This window comes from Cyanobium sp. T1B-Tous, from assembly GCF_024345475.1.
Classification (GTDB): Bacteria; Cyanobacteriota; Cyanobacteriia; order PCC-6307; family Cyanobiaceae; genus Cyanobium_A.
In genome coordinates this window covers 63,651-80,673 of the sequence record NZ_JAGQBE010000005.1, presented here as the reverse complement: position 1 = coordinate 80,673, position 17,023 = coordinate 63,651, and the positions used below count along the sequence as shown (strand labels likewise).

General features: G+C 68.2%; 19 protein-coding genes. 3 read left to right on the top strand and 16 right to left on the bottom strand.

The window, feature by feature from the left end; all coding sequences use genetic code 11:
• Positions 1-191: 191 nt before the first annotated feature.
• From KBY71_RS02420 to KBY71_RS02410, 3 genes are all read right to left on the bottom strand, one after another.
• Positions 192-695, bottom strand: coding sequence for a CAAD domain-containing protein (locus KBY71_RS02420; RefSeq protein WP_254927401.1), 504 nt, complete (start codon positions 693-695; stop codon positions 192-194).
• Between the two features lie 92 nt (positions 696-787).
• Positions 788-1,768 carry a cysteine synthase A gene (gene cysK, locus KBY71_RS02415; protein ID WP_254927400.1) on the bottom strand — a complete coding sequence of 327 codons (981 nt, stop codon included), beginning with the start codon at positions 1,766-1,768 and terminating at the stop codon, positions 788-790.
• Between the two features lie 76 nt (positions 1,769-1,844).
• Positions 1,845-2,522 carry a Coq4 family protein gene (locus KBY71_RS02410; RefSeq protein WP_254927399.1) on the bottom strand — a complete coding sequence of 226 codons (678 nt, stop codon included), beginning with the start codon at positions 2,520-2,522 and terminating at the stop codon, positions 1,845-1,847.
• Between the two features lie 79 nt (positions 2,523-2,601).
• On the opposite strand from KBY71_RS02410, the gene KBY71_RS02405 reads away from it, so the two are divergent.
• A complete protein-coding gene (locus KBY71_RS02405) occupies positions 2,602-3,087 on the top strand; it encodes a cupin domain-containing protein (protein WP_254927398.1) in 486 nt (161 codons plus the stop codon).
• Here the strand turns inward: KBY71_RS02405 and KBY71_RS02400 are convergent, their stop codons facing one another.
• The 12 genes from KBY71_RS02400 to KBY71_RS02345 form a co-directional block, all read right to left on the bottom strand.
• Complete coding sequence (locus KBY71_RS02400) at positions 3,088-3,306, bottom strand: hypothetical protein (RefSeq protein WP_254927397.1); 219 nt, start codon at positions 3,304-3,306, stop codon at positions 3,088-3,090.
• 64 nt (positions 3,307-3,370) lie between these two features.
• Positions 3,371-4,513: a cell wall metabolism sensor histidine kinase WalK gene (locus KBY71_RS02395; RefSeq protein WP_254927396.1), complete on the bottom strand. Its 1,143-nt coding sequence runs from the start codon at positions 4,511-4,513 to the stop codon at positions 3,371-3,373.
• The gene (locus KBY71_RS02390; RefSeq protein ID WP_190388861.1) at positions 4,506-5,198 is read right to left on the bottom strand and encodes a response regulator transcription factor; all 693 of its coding nucleotides are present in this window, start codon (positions 5,196-5,198) and stop codon (positions 4,506-4,508) included. Before KBY71_RS02390 ends, KBY71_RS02395 begins: the two co-directional genes overlap by 8 nt.
• Before the next feature lie 43 nt (positions 5,199-5,241).
• Complete coding sequence (locus tag KBY71_RS02385; RefSeq protein ID WP_254927395.1) at positions 5,242-5,937, bottom strand: winged helix-turn-helix domain-containing protein; 696 nt, start codon at positions 5,935-5,937, stop codon at positions 5,242-5,244.
• On the bottom strand, positions 5,934-6,581 hold the full coding sequence (locus KBY71_RS02380; RefSeq protein WP_254927394.1) for a Crp/Fnr family transcriptional regulator: 648 nt from the start codon (positions 6,579-6,581) through the stop codon (positions 5,934-5,936). Before KBY71_RS02380 ends, KBY71_RS02385 begins: the two co-directional genes overlap by 4 nt.
• A gap of 87 nt (positions 6,582-6,668) precedes the next feature.
• The gene (locus tag KBY71_RS02375; RefSeq protein ID WP_254927393.1) at positions 6,669-8,441 is read right to left on the bottom strand and encodes a dihydroxyacetone kinase family protein; all 1,773 of its coding nucleotides are present in this window, start codon (positions 8,439-8,441) and stop codon (positions 6,669-6,671) included.
• 8 nt (positions 8,442-8,449) lie between these two features.
• The gene (locus KBY71_RS02370) at positions 8,450-9,178 is read right to left on the bottom strand and encodes a hypothetical protein (RefSeq protein WP_254927392.1); all 729 of its coding nucleotides are present in this window, start codon (positions 9,176-9,178) and stop codon (positions 8,450-8,452) included.
• Positions 9,138-9,509 (bottom strand): hypothetical protein, encoded by a 372-nt coding sequence (locus tag KBY71_RS02365; RefSeq protein WP_254927391.1) that lies wholly within the window; start codon positions 9,507-9,509, stop codon positions 9,138-9,140. Before KBY71_RS02365 ends, KBY71_RS02370 begins: the two co-directional genes overlap by 41 nt.
• Complete coding sequence (locus KBY71_RS02360) at positions 9,506-9,889, bottom strand: hypothetical protein (protein WP_254927390.1); 384 nt, start codon at positions 9,887-9,889, stop codon at positions 9,506-9,508. Before KBY71_RS02360 ends, KBY71_RS02365 begins: the two co-directional genes overlap by 4 nt.
• Positions 9,886-10,368 (bottom strand): MotA/TolQ/ExbB proton channel family protein, encoded by a 483-nt coding sequence (locus tag KBY71_RS02355; protein WP_254927389.1) that lies wholly within the window; start codon positions 10,366-10,368, stop codon positions 9,886-9,888. Before KBY71_RS02355 ends, KBY71_RS02360 begins: the two co-directional genes overlap by 4 nt.
• Positions 10,369-10,468: 100 nt before the next feature.
• Positions 10,469-12,316, bottom strand: a complete 1,848-nt coding sequence (locus KBY71_RS02350; RefSeq protein WP_254927404.1) for a PAS domain S-box protein — start codon at positions 12,314-12,316, stop codon at positions 10,469-10,471.
• Between the two features lie 368 nt (positions 12,317-12,684).
• Positions 12,685-13,011 carry a helix-turn-helix transcriptional regulator gene (locus tag KBY71_RS02345; protein WP_254927388.1) on the bottom strand — a complete coding sequence of 109 codons (327 nt, stop codon included), beginning with the start codon at positions 13,009-13,011 and terminating at the stop codon, positions 12,685-12,687.
• A 67-nt stretch (positions 13,012-13,078) separates the two neighbouring features.
• Here KBY71_RS02345 and KBY71_RS02340 point away from each other — a divergent pair, with 67 nt between their 5' ends.
• Together KBY71_RS02340 and arsJ are read left to right on the top strand one after the other, a co-directional pair.
• Complete coding sequence (locus KBY71_RS02340) at positions 13,079-14,104, top strand: ArsJ-associated glyceraldehyde-3-phosphate dehydrogenase (protein WP_254927403.1); 1,026 nt, start codon at positions 13,079-13,081, stop codon at positions 14,102-14,104.
• Positions 14,105-14,113: 9 nt separating this feature from the next.
• Positions 14,114-15,367, top strand: coding sequence for an organoarsenical effux MFS transporter ArsJ (arsJ, locus tag KBY71_RS02335; protein WP_254927387.1), 1,254 nt, complete (start codon positions 14,114-14,116; stop codon positions 15,365-15,367).
• A gap of 9 nt (positions 15,368-15,376) precedes the next feature.
• Here the strand turns inward: arsJ and KBY71_RS02330 are convergent, their stop codons facing one another.
• Positions 15,377-16,981: an iron uptake porin gene (locus tag KBY71_RS02330; protein ID WP_254927386.1), complete on the bottom strand. Its 1,605-nt coding sequence runs from the start codon at positions 16,979-16,981 to the stop codon at positions 15,377-15,379.
• Positions 16,982-17,023 lie beyond the last annotated feature (42 nt).

Here is a 17,023-nt window from a genome sequence, read left to right as displayed (position 1 = left end):
AACCGCTCCAAGCGCCGCTGGGCCTCGAGCTGACTCAGGCCCTGGGGTGTGCTCTGCAGCGCCGCCGGCACCGCCTCCACCGGGAGTGACCAGATGGGCTGGCTGGCCGAAAGCAGCACGGAACCATCAGCGATGCGGACGGTTTCATCATGAACAGCTTGTCCTGACCCTGCCAGAGGGAACCGGTTTGCTCAGCTGATCAGGTTCCTGCGGAGTTGGCGAATGCGCTCCAGCAGCTCGGCGCGCTTCTGCTGCTTGAAGGCATTGCGGGCCAGGAAGTTGAGCAGGGCCACCAGGCCCACCAGCTCCAGCAGGCCCCCCAACAGGGGAATCTCGTTGATCGCCCCCAGGGTGGCGCCGGTGAGCCGCAGGGCGATCCCGGCCAGGGCCGCGAGGGCCAGGAGGCGGGCGGCGGGCAGCAGGTCGGCGAGCGACTGGAGGCGGGTGGCTCCCAGCTTCTGCAGCAGCTGGTTGAGGAACTGCAGGGGCAGCCCCGGGGTCTCCCCAAGGGGAGCCTGCTGGGCCAGGGGTGCCGCGGAGGCCACCGGGATCTCAGCTTTCAGGGGCTCAGCTTTCAGAGGCTCAGCCTTGAGGGGCTCGGGCTCGAGCGATTCGGCGAGCTTTAGCTCCGGGATCGCCTCCAAGGCAGGGGCCTCTTCCAACGGAGAGGGAACGGGCGCAACGGAGGTAGGCACGGAATCCGGCGTGGGTGCAGGCGGGCTGGGCTGGGTGTCGACGTCTGCCAAGTCAGCAAGCAGCACAGACCGCGGTCGTTATAGGGCGGGCTTCAGCCGGCGGCCAGCCCCTTCTCGTCAAACACCCCCTCAAACAACACCGAACTCAGATAGCGCTCGCCGGAATCGGGCAGCACCACCACGATCGTCTTGCCCGCATAGGCGTCCTCCCGGGCCAGGCGCAGGGCTGCGGTGGTGGCCGCACCACAGGAGATGCCGGCCAGGATGCCCTCCTCCTTCATCAGGCGGCGGGCCATGGCCACGGCCTCCTCGTCCGTCACGGTTTCGACCCGATCCACCAGGTCGAGCGCGAGGTTGGTGGGCACAAAACCCGCACCGATGCCCTGGATCTTGTGGGGCCCCGGCTTGAGCTCCTGGCCCGCCTTGGCCTGGCTGATCACGGGACTGTTGCTGGGCTCCACCGCCACCGACACCAACGGCTTGCCGAGGGTGCCCTTGATGTAGCGGCTCACACCCGTGATCGTGCCGCCGGTGCCGACCCCCGCCACCAGCACATCCACCTGGCCGTCGGTGTCGGTCCAGATTTCCGGGCCGGTGGTGTCGTGGTGGATCTGGGGATTGGCCGGGTTGGAAAACTGCTGCAGCAGCACGTAGCGGTCGGGATCGGAAGCCGCCATCTCCTGGGCCGCTCCGATCGCTCCGGACATGCCCATGCGGCCCTCGGTGAGCACCAGGTGGGCCCCATAGGCCGTGAGCAACTTGCGCCGCTCCAGGCTCATGGTTTCCGGCATCGTGAGGGTGAGGGGAATGCCCTTGGCCGCCGCCACGAAGGCCAGGGCGATGCCCGTGTTGCCACTGGTGGGCTCCACCAACTCCTTGCCGGGGCCGAGCAGGCCCTCCTGTTCCGCCCGCCAGATCATGGCGGCGCCGATGCGGCACTTCACCGAAAAGGCGGGGTTGCGGCCCTCCACCTTGGCCAGCACCCGGGCCTGGCACCCCTCGGTCACCCGATTGAGTTGCACCAAGGGGGTCTTGCCGATCGTGAGGCTGTTGTCGGCGTAGATGCTGGTCATCCGAGGGGGTAGGGGAAACGGGAGTGGGGGAAACGGGCGGGCGCCGGGGGCAGCCTAGGAATGGCCTGGGCTGCGGTCACGCCAGTCCGTAGGAGCGGCCATCGGCGGGGTCCCGCAGGCCCAGCTGCTCCCGCCAGTCGCTGATGGGGCGCTCCCAGCCCTCCTCCCAGCGGGCCGCCACTAGGCACTGGGCCTGATGGCCGATCGCCATGCCATGGGCCATGGCGCGGCTGAGCTCCTCGAAGCGCTCGAGCTGAAAGCGGAAGCTGGCCAGCTGGCCGGCGGTGGTGAGCAACACGTAGGCCGGGAAGCCGATCTGGGCGGCGGTGATCGCCAGCACCCCGCTCTCGCCCGCGGGCATGGTGCCAAAGCCACTCACCACATGGTGGATGTCGTGGGTGGTGGCGACCCGCTGGGTGAGCCACTGGGCCTCGGTGGTGGTGGGCCGCGGCCGGAAGAACTCGGGGTCGTAGTGGAGCCGGCGAATCAGCTCGGCATAGCCGCGGCCCAGGCTGCCCTCAGGCAGCTGGATCAGGTGATCGATGTCGGGCTGCAGGGGGGGATAGCGCTGGTCGAGCATCTCGGCGCCGCCGGGCACGGCCCGAAAGCGGCGCACCGCATCCCCCATCTGGGGGCTGTCGATCATGTTGTCGACCAGATCCGCCACCGAGCTCAGATCACCGCCGCTGCGGCCGATCGCCGCGAGCAACTTGAGGTTGTTGGCCGCCCGCAGCAACTCCCCGAACCGTGACATGCAGGTGCCAGCACTGTCCCCCAGGATGGCCCGCTTCTGGGAAGCTGGGCAACCGCTCCGCGCAGGATCCTGAAGCGCCATGGACGCCACCGCCCGGGCCCTGATCGAGTCCCTCGGACTCAGCCCCCATCCCGAAGGGGGCTGGTATCGGGAACTGCACCGCAGTGCCCATGGGGTGAGGCGTGATGCTGACGCGGCCCCACGCAGGGGCCTCACCGTGATTGCCTTCCTGCTCCCCCGTGGCGAGATCAGCCGCTGGCATCGGGTGGCAGGGGCCGATGAGGTGTGGCTGTATGCGGCCGGTGCCCCCCTCCAGCTGCACCACCAGGATCCGGACACCGGACGCAGCCAACGCCTAGGGCTGGGCCCCTTCGATCCGGCGGGTGGGGACCAACAGCCGATGCGGGTGATTCCGGCCGGCCACTGGCAGGCGGCCCGATCCACGGGGGCGTGGACCCTGGTGCACTGCTGCGTGGGCCCGGGCTTCGCCTTCGAAGACTTCAGCCTGCTGCGCGATCTGCCGTGTCAGGAGTGGCCCGACGGCCTCGATCCGGACCTGATCTGATCAGGCCGGCTCCCACTCGATCTTCACCACATCGAGGGGGCCACGGCCGCCGCGATTGAGCTCGGTGGCGGCCCGCAGCGCCGCCTCATGGGTGTGAAACAGGAACGCCTCACTGGTGCTGCCCACATCCACCAGCTTTTGCTCCTCACCGGCGATGGCCAGAAAGGTGCCATTGCTCAGGCGCTTGAGGGCGTAGCGCTCAGCCTGGGTGCAGTCCATCGGGTGGGATGGATCGATCTCTGGAGCCCAGAAATGCATGGTCCTGGAACCTGTCTTGCCAACGCTAGCCAGGCCGGCCAGGGGCGACCACACCGGGCAGGATGAGCTCCAGCAGGGCGCCGCCGTCCGGTTGGTTGCTGGCCTGGATGCGTCCCCCGTGGGTGACGGCGATCTGCTGCACGATCGAGAGGCCGAGGCCGCTGCCGGTGCGCTGGCCCCGGGCCCGGGCCGGATCCCCCCGGTAGAAGCGCTCAAACAGATGGAGCAGGTCGTCCTCACTGAGACCGGACCCCTGATCCGCCACCCCGATCTGGCACCAATCCCCACGGCGGGCGAGGCTGACGTCCACCACCCCGCCGTCGGGGCTGTAGCGCAGGGCGTTGTCGAGCAGGTTGAGCAGGGCCCGGTGCAGCCGGGAGCTGTCGCCGCGAACCTGCAACTGGGCTGGCGCCTGCAGATCGAGGCGGATGCCGCGGGGATCGGCCAGGGGACGCAGGTTGGCCCACACCTGCTCCACCAACGACGGCAGATCCACCAGGGTGGCTCTCTGGCCCAGCCCCGGCAGGGTGTTCTCCAGGCGGGACAGCTCGAGCAGGTCTCCGACCAGTTCCTGCAGCCGCAGCAGCTCCCGTTGCAGCCGCTCCACCAGCCGGGCGTTCTGGCTGTTGACCTGGGCGGCCAGGCTGTCGCCCACCAGCAGCAAGGCCGTGAGGGGCGTTTTCAGCTCGTGGGCCACGTCACTCACCCAGCGCTCCTGCTGTTCGAGTTGGGCATCGAGGGAGCGGCGGCTCTGGAGCTGCACCCCGAGCCAGCCATCGCGGCCCGGCACCACCATCACATCGAGATCCTGGCCGCCTGAGTGCCATTCCAGCCGCTGGGGCCGGTCCTGGCGGCGGGCGATGCGAATGCTGCTGGCCAGCTCGGGGTCGGTGCAGATCTCAGTGAAGGGCTGGCCCACCAGCAGCCGGCCCGCATCCAGCTGGAGAATCCGTTCGGCCCGCGGATTGATGTGGCCGATGCTGCCGCTGCGATCCAGCAGGATCCAGCCGGTGGCGGAGGAATCCATCCAGCTCAGCAGTTGCCGGGCCCGGGGCAACCCGCGCGACAACCCACCCCGCCGGCGCCAGAGGCCCAGCAGCAGGCCGAACCCGAGCCCGAGGCCGGCCCCCAGGGCCAGCGCCACCACCAGCTCCAGGGACCTAGCCAAACCGGTAGCCGAAACCGCGCACGGTGATCAAATGCACCGGAGCGGAAGGATTCTCCTCCAGCTTTTCGCGCAGCCAGCGGATGTGCACATCCACGGTCTTGCTGTCGCCGATGTAGTCGATACCCCACAGCTGCTCGAGCAGCTGGTCGCGGCTCCAGACCCGCCGGGGGTGCTGCATGAACAGCTCCAACAGGCGGTACTCCTTGGGGGAGAGGTTCACCTCCAGACCATCGCGGGTCACCCGGCATTCCTCCTGGTAGAGGCAGAGATTGGCGTGCTCCAGCACCCGCGCCCGGCTCACCGGACTGGCCGAGCGGCGCAGCAGGGCCCGGCACCGGGCCACCAGCTCCCGCATGCCGAAGGGCTTCACCAGGTAGTCGTCGGCCCCCACCTCCAGGCCCAGCACCCGGTCGGTTTCGGTGTCGCGGGCACTCACCACCAGGATCGGGGTCTGGTTGCTGTGCTGGCGCAGCTGGCGGCAGACATCGAGCCCCCCCATGCCCGGCAACATCAGATCGAGCACCACCAGCGCAAAGCCCTGGCCCTCCGGCGCCCGCTGCAGCATCTGCAGGGCATCGCGACCATTGCCGCAGGCCTGCACGGCGAAGCCCTCCAGCTCCAGGGCCTCGCGAATGGTTTCGCGGATCGTTTCGTCGTCTTCGACGACGAGCAAGGACGGCTGCATCTCGCCATTCTCTCCGGCCACCTCCACCCCCCAGAACGCGGCTTCAACCACAGCGATACCCCTGCCCGCGCACGGTGGTGAGCAGGGCCGGCCGGGCCGGGTCCTCCTCCAGCTTCAGCCGCAGCCAGCGGATGTGCACATCCACTGTTTTGGGATCCAGTTCAATCGCCTCGCTCTCGCCCCAGACCCGCACCAGCAGCTGCTCCCGGCTCCAGATCCGGCGGGGATGCTCCAGAAAAAAGCGCAGCAGTCGGAACTCCCGGGGCGAGAGGGTCACCTCGGCGCCGTCCCGGCTGACCCGGTGTTCCTCCACCAGCATGGCTACCGGTCCGCAGCGCAACACCGTGGTGGGCGTAAGCCCGAGCTGGTGACGGCGCACCAGGGCCCGGCAGCGGGCCAGACACTCGGCCAGCCCAAACGGGAAAGGGAGCACGTCGTCGGCTCCCGCCTCCAGGCCCCCAATCCGATCGGCCTCCGCGCTGCTGGCCGCCAGCATCAGCACCGGCACTGGCAGCGGAGCCCTGCGCACCTGGCGGCACAGCCCAGCGGCGCCCTCACCCAGGCTGCCGTCAACAACCAGCAGGTCCCAGGCCGAGGGGTCGGCGAGCCGCTCGGCCGCTTCGGCGGCATCAAGGCAGCCCCGCACCGCAAAGCCCTCCGCACAGAAGGCCTGCTCGAGCTGGGAGCCGGCGGTGGAATCGGGATGAACCAGCAACAGCCGAATCGGCGGCTGGCTCATCGATGCGGGTTCCGCTGATGGGGGAGATGGCTCACCACAAGGCGCCGCTGGGAATCGATCTGGAGCCAGCCCTCATCCCGCAGGGCCCCGAGGATGCGGGTCACGGTGACCCGGGTGGTGCTCAGGGTGCTGGCCAGCTCCTGGTGGGTGAGCTTGATCTGCAGACGCAGACCCTGCTCGCAGGGCTGGCCATAGTCGTTGGCGAGCAGCTCCAGGAAGCCGCGCACCCGGTCTTCGATGCGGCGCAGGCCCAGCAGGGCCAACAGGGCCTCACTCTGGCGGTAGCGGGCCGCCATGCCCTGGAGCAGCCCCATCGCCAGATGGGGGGAGCGCTGGATCTCCTCGCAGCTGACGCAGAGCAGATCGGTATCCACCAGGGTGGTGGCCGCATAGGCCTCCACGTTGGTGAGGGGATCGCCGAAGGGTTCGTTGGGGCCGGCCAGGCCCAGCAGCAGCTCGTCGCCCTGGATGGAGATGGCGGTGAGCTTCACCATGCCCCGCACCACCAACCAGACATTGCGCTTGAGCAGGGGCACCTGGCTGCCGGCCGACAGGTGCACCAGGCTGCGCTTCTCGTAGCTGGTCTCGAGCAGGTCACGGAAGCTGTCGCTGCGACCCGGTTGGAGGGAAGGCGTGAACACCATCGCGGAGCAGGCCAGGGGCTGGAGCAACGCTATGGAGGGCTCCTCCCGGCCAGGAAAAGGGCCGGTAGTGCACGGTTTAAGGGTCGGTTAGGGCAGGGGCGGCGGCGAGGAGCTAACTGCTGGATCCCCTGACCTGGTGGCGGCCATCAGGCTGTAGGCCAGGGACATCGCCCCGGGATCGGGATGCCCCAGGCTGCGCTCGCCATGGGGCCGGGCACGGCCGAGCCGGGGCAGCAGTTGGGCGGTGGCCAGGGCCGCCTCAAAACTGGCGGCGGCGGCCTGGTGCAGGGCCTGCTCCAGGCTCTCGCCCGCCTGCACCCCGGCCCCAAGCCGGTCGCTGAAGGGCTGGAGGGCATCCACCATCGTCTTGTCACCGGGAACGGCCTTGCCCAGGGCCATCACGGCCTGCAGGGCGGCGGCCACGGCGGCGGCGATGCTGTCGCCATCGAGGGTGTCCGCGCTGGCAATCTGTTGGCCGGCCGCCATGAGCGCCCCTCCCCACAGGGCACCGGAGGTTCCACCCCCCTGATCCGACCAGGCCTCCCCCGCTTCGATCAACAACGCGGCGGTGCTGCCGCCCCCGGCCAGGGTGTTGGCCGCACTGCTGAGGGCCCCCTGAATGCCACGCACCATGCCCAGCCCGTGGTCGCCATCACCGGCCACCGCATCGAGACCCCCGAGTTCCTCCTGCCGCTGGATCAGCTCCCGTTCCACCGCACGCATCCGCTCGAGCAGGGCCTGCTGGTCGGCGGTGCCGGAGCCAGCGGTGACAGGCCGAGGGGTGGCAGCTGGCGCCCCTGGCACGGTCAGCTCCTCGGCTGGGACTGCACCCGCGGGGGCCTCTGGATGCCGCTCGAACACCCCACGCCGGTAGGCCGGGCTGTCCGCCGCCGCCATCCAGAGGAGTTCCAGCTCCCCATCCAACCAGCACACACTGAGGGACACCCCGGCCATGTCGAGGCTGGTGACCAGCTCACCGCATTCGCAGTCGGCCATCACCACCCCCGCCGCGTCCAGCTCTGCGGCCACGGCGCCGAACAGGGCAAACAGCTCCTCGTATTTGAAGTTGCCCAGCCCATTGAGCAGCACCACCACCCGTTGCTGGGACTGGGGCACCTCGGCGGGCCGCTCGGCCAACAGCCGATCCACCAGCAGCGCCGCCAGCTCCTGGGCTGGAACGATCGGCCCCTCGCTCAGCCCCGGCTCGCCATGGAGGCCCATGCCGATGGCCATGCGCTGCTGGGGCACCGTGAACAGCGGCTCGCTGGCGCCCGGCAGGGTGCAGCCGCTGAAGGCCACCCCCAGGGAGCGGGTGCGTCCATTCGCTTTCCGGGCCAGCCGCTCCACCGCGTCGAGGTCGAGTCCGGCCTCGGCCGCAGCCCCGGCGATCTTGTAAACCACCAGGCCGCCGGCGATGCCCCGCCGCAGCTCGGGCTGGTCCGCAGGAGCGCTGGCCATGTCATCGGTGACGGCCACGATGCGCACGTCGATGCCCTGATGCCGAAGCCGTTCCGCCCCCAGGCTGAAATGGAGCATGTCGCCGGCGTAGTTGCCGAAGGCCAGCAGCAGGCCGCCCCCCCGCTCCACGGCGCTCCCCACCCGGTACACCTGGCCCGCCGAGGGGGAGGCAAAGATGTTGCCGCACACGGCCCCGGCGGCCAGGCCCCGACCCACCAGACCCGCAAAGGCCGGGTAGTGGCCCGAACCGCCACCCGTCACCACGCCCACCTGGCCTGCAGGGATCGGCGCCAGCCGCACCACGCCGCCATCGACACGGCGCACATGGCGGGGATGGGCCTGCACAAAGCCGTCGATGGCCTGGCTGGCGAAGTCCGCCGGATCGGTGGGGAGGTGGGTCATGGCCCAGGTTATGCAGCGTCCGTTGGCAAGGCCACAGGACCCCGCAGGATCCAGAGACGGCTGCCCTGCTGCCAGAGCAGCCAGAGCTCATCGCCGCTGCGCAGGGAGCGGCCATGCAGCTCCGCCAGGGATAGGGACGCCGCCGCCGTGACGGGAACCTGACGCACCGAGACGCCCGGCGGCACGGCGCCCAGATTCGGCGGCCAGGGCTTCTCCACTCCCCCCGTCCAAAGCGCTTCCAGGGCCCGCGTCTGGGCCGGGAGCAGCCACCACTGGCGCCGTTGCACCGCCACCAGGGCTGGGCTTGGGGGCTCCTGGGGCCATTCGCCCCGGGCCACCTGGCGAACCAGGGCGAAGGCCGCCCCCGGCTGAGCCGGCAGCCCATCGGCCTGGCTGGGTGCACGCGTGCCCTGGCGCAACGGCCCGGGACTCCTGGCCTCGGGCTCTGTGGGCAGGGTGGAAGGGGGCGGCGGCGGCAGGGCCGACAGGCCCGGCAGGGGAATCACCGGAAGCGCCGCGGCCGCGGCCTGCTGGCTGGGCAGGCGACTCCAGCGCAGCAGGGTGGGGGTATCGTCGGGGGCGGCGAGGCGACGGGAGCGCCGGCCTTCGGCCCCGGGGGGCACCAGGGCCAACAGCAGCCATGCCTGACAGAGGCCGGCGGCGATCAGGGCCGGAGCCCAACGGCGCAGCGCCGGGTCAGCCAGCGGGCGGGGGAGCGGCAGGAAGCTGAAGTTCAAGGGGCAGGGGCAGGGAGTCGAGTTGGCTGAGCAGGCGGCGCACCTCTCCCCAGGGGGTGTCGGGATCGGGCACGATCCGCAGGCGCACCAGCCGTCGCCGCACCGACGGCGTGGCCAGCAGGCGCGCGAGCTCGGCCGATGCCACCGGCTGATTCCACAGCCGCAGGCGCCCATCAGCAGCCAGATGGACACTGACCACGCCCTGGGCCATGGGCTGCTGCTGCAGGCGCTGGGGCAGCAGCAGCACGGCCAAACCCACACCACAGAGGGCCGTGGCCAGAAGGCCATGGCCCAGCGCCAGGATCCCTGGATAGGAGAGCCCTGGCCTCAACTGGCCACCCCCTGAGGCTCGAGCACCACGGGCAGCTGGGAATGGTGCCGCAGCCAGGCCAGGGAGGCCGCCACCTCCCCGCTGGTCAAGGCGGCTGAGGGCAGAAACCGCAGCACAGCGATCCCTTTGGGGCGGGCGCGCAGGCTGCGCCCCAAACCGGCCTGGGCGATCGGGGCTCCGTTGAGCAACCACGCCCCCCGGGCCGTGCGGGCCACCGCCCAGCCAGCCCCTGCAGCTGCACTGGGCTCGGCGCGGACTTGGGGGGCCGGCTGGAGCAGGAGGGCAGGCAGGGCCGCCACCGCCAGCAGCAGCACCAAGCTGGTGGCGGTGAACGGCACCAGCAGCAGCAAGGGGCCAGTGCCAGCCGGCTGAGCCGTCACGACGGCAGGGCCGCACAGCGGCGCAGCTGCCAGCGCCGCAGGCTCTGGTTGAGCAGCAACAGGGTCATCGAAACCACGGTGAGCTGGAGGCCCACCAGGGTGGGCAGCAGTACGTCGCCGTAGCCGGCCAGGGGAGCGGTGGGCGGCAACAGCAGCTGGGGGCCGAGTTGCTTCAGCACCGCCATCAGGCCTGCCGTGGTGCCCACCAAGCCGAGCAGGGGCGCCAGCACCACCGCGGCCTGCAGCACGGCTTCACCCCCGGCCATCTGCTCCTCCCCTTCCTCAAGCAGCCGCGTCCGCTGCTCCGCCGATGGTGCTGCAGCCAAGGCTCCGCAGAGCGCCCGCCAGGGCCGCCGTCCGCGCCGCCACCAGCGCCACCAGAAGGCCAGCCGATCAAATCCCACGGTGAACACGGCCACCGACAGCAGCAGCAACGGCAGGGCGACGGGGCCGCAAGCCCGCCACAACGCACCCGACATATCCCGGCTCCCGACGGCTCAGAGGGCCGGAGGCTATGGGCCTAGCCCCGCAGGCGGCGGTATCCGCCTCACTTGACAGGAGCGATCAGCAGAGGATCCATCAGCCAGCGGCGGCATCGCCAAGCGATCGCACCGGGGGCAGGCCCGCGATCCCCTGCACAGGAAGGCTGTAGCCCCCCTCGCGGAACAGCCGCAGGCAGGCCTCCACCACGGCGGGGTCGTAGAGGGTGGCCTTGCCCTCTTCCAGCACGGCCAGGGCAGCGTCCAGCCCCTTGGCAAAGCGATAGGGGCGATTGGTCGCCATCGACTCCACGGTGTCGGCCACGGCCAGGATCCGACCCAGCAGGCTGATCTGATCGCCCACCAGCTGCTGGGGATAGCCACTGCCATCGAGCCGTTCGTGGTGATGCAGCACCGAGTCGGCCACGGGCCAGGGGAAATGGATGGCCTGCAGCACCTCGTGGCCGGCGCGCACGTGGGTGCGCATCAGGGCCATCTCCTCGGCGGAGAGCTGGGTGGGCTTGGTGAGGATCTCGGCGGGGATGGTGAATTTGCCGATGTCATGCACCATGCCGCTGATGCGCAGGCCCTGAAGCTCGTGATCGCTGAGGCCCATCTCCCGGCCGATGGCACAGGCGAGATCCGCCACCCTGGACTCGTGGCCCGCTGTGTAGGGGTCCCTCCGTTCATTCAGCATCACCAGCGACGCCACGATCTCCTCCAAGCTCTGGAGGGTGTCCTGCTGGTATTGCTCGGCCCGCTTCTCGGCGGCTTTGCGATCCGAAATGTCACGGATGTTGCACTGAATCACCTCCTCATCGCCCACCCGGTAGACGTTGCTGACGAACTCCACCTCCTTAACGAGGCCAGCCTTGGTGGTGAGGGGTAGGTCTTCATAGCGGATATAGCCCTTTTCCTGCAATTCCGCATAGGCGTTGAGTGCCAATTGCTTGTCGGCAAAGGCGCCAATCTCCCAGAGTTGTTTATCGAGCAGCTCCTCCTTCGTGAATCCCAGCAGCGCGCAGATGTAGGGGTTGGCTGCCGTGATACGACCGGTAGCCAGCTCCAGGATCAGGATTCCATCCTGGGCATTGTCGGCCAGCATGCGGTAGCTGAGTTCGCTGGCGGTGAGGGCCTGGCGGGCTTCCACTTCGGCTTGAACATCCCGCCATCCAGCCACCAGACCCGTCACCCGTCCAAGGGCATCGAGCAGCGGCCGGCGGAACAGGGACACCCAGCGATACTGTCCCTCGCTGGTGCGCAGACGCATCTCCATCCGCGTGGCCGCGGGGCCCTGGGAGCCAGCTAGCTCAGGACGACTGAACTGGGCTTGGTCGTCCGGGTGGATCACCGTGAGCATCGGGTTGCCGATCAGCTCTGCCGGGGTCCAGCCCGCCAATGTGAACACCGATGGGGAAATCCATTCGATCATTCCGGCGGCATTGGTGCGCACCACAACGTCCAGGGCGTTTTCGGCAATCAGCCGGTAGTTCGCTTCGCTCTGCCTGAGGCTGGCGCGGGATTCCTCCAGGTCGGTCACTTCAGCCAGCTGGGCCAGGAAATAGCGAATCTGACCGCCGCGTGAGCGGATCGTCGAGAGGGAAAGATCGGCCCACACCACCTCACCGTCGGGCCGGAGATAGCGGTAGCGGGTGTGGCAACTGGGCACACGCTGGGCCAGGAGCTCCGCCACCTTGGCCTGGTCTTGGGCCAAATCCTCCGGTGGAGGATCTGCTGCCAGCGCAGGCTGCGCAGGGTGGCCGCGTCGCGACCAAACAGGCGGCAGGCGGCCTCGTTCACCTGCAGAAAGCGCCCATCCGGCGCCAGCAGGCACACCCCGAAGGCGGCGTTCTCCAATCCCTGGGCAAACATCTGGCGCGCTTGGCCCAGATGCTCCTCGCTGCGTTGCCGCTGGCCGGCCAACACCATCGCCACCGCGGCCGTGCAGAAGAAGACGAGCAATCGCACGGCCAGATCAGGGCTGGCCGGCGTGCCCTGGTGCCATTCCGAGAGGAGCCCCAGCACCAGGGCCAACACCGCCAGCCCCCCCACCTGCCTGGGCGTGGCGAAGGCCACCGCCATCACCATCGGCAGCCAGTAATAGGAGAGGCGCACCAGATCCGGCGCCGCCAAATCCAGCAGGGCCAGGCCCAGCAGGGCTCCCACCAGGGCCAACAACCGGCGATCCCGCCAGACAGGTGGCAACAGAGGAATCAGCTGGGCCATGGCCACTCACCAGATCGGACGTTGGAAGGCCGCGTCCCCGAGGGGATGTCCACCCGCGCCTACCCCAATCCTGGTGCAGATCAGCCCTGTTTAGTTGCAACCCCTGGCTGGCTGATCACAACGATCCGCCAGCCCCGCCAGCCAGTGCTGCAGATCCTGCAAGGCTTCGGAGCGCAGGCGGTAATAGATCCAGCGCCCCTGCTCGCGGGCCTCGATCAGGCCGGCCTCCCGCAGCACCTTGAGGTGAAAGGACAACTTCGACTGGGCCAGGCCGAGCTCGCCGGTGAGATCGCAGACGCAGCGCTCCCCGCCCCCCAGCGCCTCGATCACCTGCAGTCGCAGCGGATCGGCCATGGCCCGCAGCAGCTGGCGGGCCTGGCGCGCTTGGAGAGGGGGATTGTGTTCCAGAGCACCCATGCAGCAAGTTTAGTTGATGAATCAACTCTTGTTGATCTAATTTCCGTTCAACGTCTTGGTGGGCCCTTTGAAAATCGGCATCAACGGCTTCGGCCGCATCGGCCGCCTGGTGTTCCGGGCCCTCTGGGGCCGCCCGGGCATTGAGCTGGTGCATGTCAACGACAGCGGCGGCGACGCCGGCACCGCCGCCCACCTACTGGCCTTTGATTCGGTGCACGGCCGCTGGCAGCAGGCGGTGCAAGCCAACACGCGAGGGTTCTTCGTGGGCGGCCAGGCGGTGAGTTTCACCCAGGAGAGCGATCCCACCGCCGTGCCCTGGCGCCAAGCCGGGGTGGAGATGGTGCTCGAGTGCACCGGCGCGTTCAAGACACCCGAAACCCTGCAGCCCTATTTCGACCAGGTGGGCCTCAAGCGGGTGGTGGTGGCCTGCCCGGTGAAGGGTCACATCGCCGGTGCCGAGGCGCTGAACGTGGTGTTCGGCATCAACCACCACCTGTACAACCCGGAGGAACACCGGCTGATCACCGCCGCCTCCTGCACCACCAACTGCCTGGCGCCGGTGGTGAAGGTGGTGCACGAAAGCTTCGGCATCCGCCACGGCTCCATCACCACCCTGCACGATGTGACCAACACCCAGCGGGTGGTGGATGGCTTCAAAAGCGACCTGCGGCGCTCCCGCTCCTGCCTGCAGAGCCTGATCCCCACCACCACCGGATCGGCCAAGGCGATCGGCCTGATCTTCCCGGAGCTGCAGGGCAAGCTCAACGGCCATGCCGTGCGGGTGCCCCTGCTCAACGCCTCCCTCACCGATGCGGTGTTTGAGCTGGCACGACCCACCACCGCCGAGGAGGTGAACAGCGCCTTTGAGGCCGCCGCCAACGGCCCGCTGGCCGGCATCCTCGGCTACGAAACCCGGCCCCTGGTGTCGGTCGACTACGTGAACGACGATCGCAGCGCCATCGTCGATGGCCTCTCGACGATGGTGGTGAACGGCACCCAGCTCAAGGTGTATGCCTGGTACGACAACGAATGGGGCTACAGCTCCCGCATGGCCGATCTGGTGAGCCATGTGGCTCTGATTGACGAGCGCTGAGGTCACCCCATGGCACGCGCCCTTTCCGCCCTGCAGCAATACGGGATCGTGACGGCCAACTACTGGGCCTTCACCCTCACCGATGGGGCGCTGCGCATGCTCGTGGTGTTCCACTTCCACGAGCTGGGGTACAGCACCCTGGAGATCGCGTTCCTGTTTCTCTTCTACGAATTCTTCGGCATCGTCACCAACCTCTATGGGGGCTGGCTGGGGGCCCGCTTCGGGCTGCGCCTCACCCTCTGGAGCGGCACCTTGATGCAGGTTGCGGCCCTGTTGATGCTGATCCCCGTGGCCGACAGCTGGCCCAAGTGGTGGAGCGTGGCCTATGTGATGGTGGCCCAGGCGATCAGCGGCATCGCCAAGGATCTCAACAAGATGAGCGCCAAGAGCGCCATCAAAACCGTGGTGCCGGACACCCCCAACGACCAGGAGCAGGGGCAGCAGCAGCTGTTCCGCTGGGTGGCCATCCTCACCGGTTCGAAAAATGCCCTCAAGGGGGTGGGCTTTTTCCTGGGGGGGCTGCTGCTCACCACGATCGGCTTCAACGCCGCGGTGGGAGCGATGGCGGCCGGCCTGTCTGTGGCCTTTGTGCTCACCCTGGTGTTGCCGGCGGACATCGGCCGCATGAAGCAGAAACCAGGCTTCAGTGCCCTGTTCTCCAAATCCCAAGGCATCAACGTGCTGTCGCTGGCGCGGTTTTTCCTGTTCGGCGCCCGGGATGTGTGGTTTGTGGTGGCCCTGCCGGTGTTTCTGCAGACGGCCCTGGGCTGGCGCTTCTGGGAGGTGGGCGGCTTTATGGGCCTGTGGGTGATCGGCTACGGCATCGTGCAGGGTTCAGCTCCGGCCCTGCGACGCAGCTGGGGCCAAAGCGGGCCGCCAACCCCGGCTGCCGTGGAGTTTTGGAGTGCGGTGCTCACCGCCATTCCAGCCCTGATCGCCATGGCCCTGTGGCGCCAGGTGGGCCAGCCAGGCGTGGCGGTGGTGGCGGGACTGGCCGCCTTCGGGGTGGTGTTCGCCATGAATTCCTCGATCCACAGCTACATGGTGCTGGCCTACACCGATGCGGAAGCGGTGAGCCTCAACGTGGGCTTCTATTACATGGCCAATGCCGCCGGCCGCCTGATTGGCACCGTGCTGTCCGGTGCCCTGTTTCTGGTGGGAGGCCTCCAGGCCTGCCTGTGGGTCTCCAGCGGCCTGGTGGCCGCCGCCTGGCTGGTGAGCAGCCGACTGCCGGCTTTGCCCAGGCCGGAATGTCCGGCCTAGGGGCCCCGCTCAGAAGCGGAACTGGGTTTGGATCACCCCGCCCCAAAGGTCTTTGTCATTCACCTGGTTGGAGCTGTTGGTGATGTAGAAGAGGCCCGGGGTGATTGAGATGTGGTCTGTCACCTGGACCTTGTAGTAGAGCTCCAGCGAGAGGGGATTCTCCACGCCCGTGCCTGCACTGGGGTTTTGGCCGAGGGCGATGCCGGCGGCGTTGCCCTTGGCGAAGGCGTCATCCCACTGCAGGGCCACATACCAGGATTGGGAATCAGCCGCACCGCCCACACCGCCGCTGATATCGGTGAAGCCATAGCCGGCGCTGATCGAGGGAATGATGCCGGAGTCCACGGGCTGCCAGTAGCCAGCCACCGAGAAGCTGTTGGAGTTCTGATTGGTCACCAAGGAGCTGTTGGCGGTGCCATTGGCATTGATGGTGCGGGTGCCAAAGGTGCCGTTGCGATAGGCCACCGCCGCACCCCAGTTGGTGCCCTTGTAGCCGAGTTGGGCCGTGGTGTTGAGGCTGCCGTCGCTGTCAAAGATCCCCTCGTTGGAGATTTCACCGTCCTGGGCGATGAAGTTGAGCGAGGCGTTCCAGAAGCCCTGGCCCTTGGCCACCTTCTGCTTCCAGACCGCACCAAAGCCCTGGCCCGTCACCTTGTTGTAGACGCCCGGTGTGCCGGCAACGGCAAAGAAATCAAGCAGCTGGGAGCGGTAGGCGCTGGGGATGAAGGCCAGGATCTCGGTGTTGCGCACCAACGCACCAGCGGTGAGGGTGAACTGCTGACCCACGGGGAACTGGTAGTAGAGGCGATCGATGGAGACCGTGTCGATCCCCCCGGCGCCGGCAGCGCCGGCATTGGTGCTGGAAGCCTTATCCAGCTTGAACAGGCTGTCGCCGGCATTGAACGGGCTCGAAGCCGTGAAATTTCCCGAACGCAGGCGGGTTTTGAGCAGATCCTTGCCGGTGAAGCTGGTGTCTAGATTCAGTCGCACGTCGTAGTTGAAGGTGGTGCGGTCCTGCTTGCCCACTGTTTTCGTCAGATCCGCTCCGCCAGAGGGATTCCGTTCTTTGTAGGTGGTGTCGGAGTCATAGGAGGGAACGCCACCGAGGATGAAGTTCACCTCGCCCTTGAGCTTGGTGGTGGTGGAGAACTGTTGGGCTTCCAGGGTGCCCACCTTGGCCTCGAGGCCATCCACCCGGCCCTTGAGCACGGCGAGTTCTTGTTTGAACTCATCCATCAAGCGCTGCAGCTCATCGGTCACTTCGGTGACGCGGTCGAGGCAGGCATTGAGCAGGGCGGCCGCCTCAAAGCGGCTCATGGCCTGGCCGCCCTTGTAGGTGCCCTCGGGATAGCCAGCCACGCAGCCGTACTTTTCCACCAGGTTGGTGAGGGCCTGGTAGGCCCAGTCGCTGGGGCGCACGTCAGAGAACTGGTTGACGCTGGTCACCTGGTTTTTAGATCGCCAGGCCTTGAGTTCATCGATCTCCTGCTGCTGCATGTAGCCGTCGATGGCCGCTGCCCCATCGAGGCCCTCGATGCCATTGGCCAGCGCAGCGCATGGGGAGAGCAGGCTGACGCTCGCTGACGCCAGCAGGATCTGGGCAAGACGGGACATCGGGTCCTCACGGGAAACCGCGGCACCCTATAGGGCTTCCTT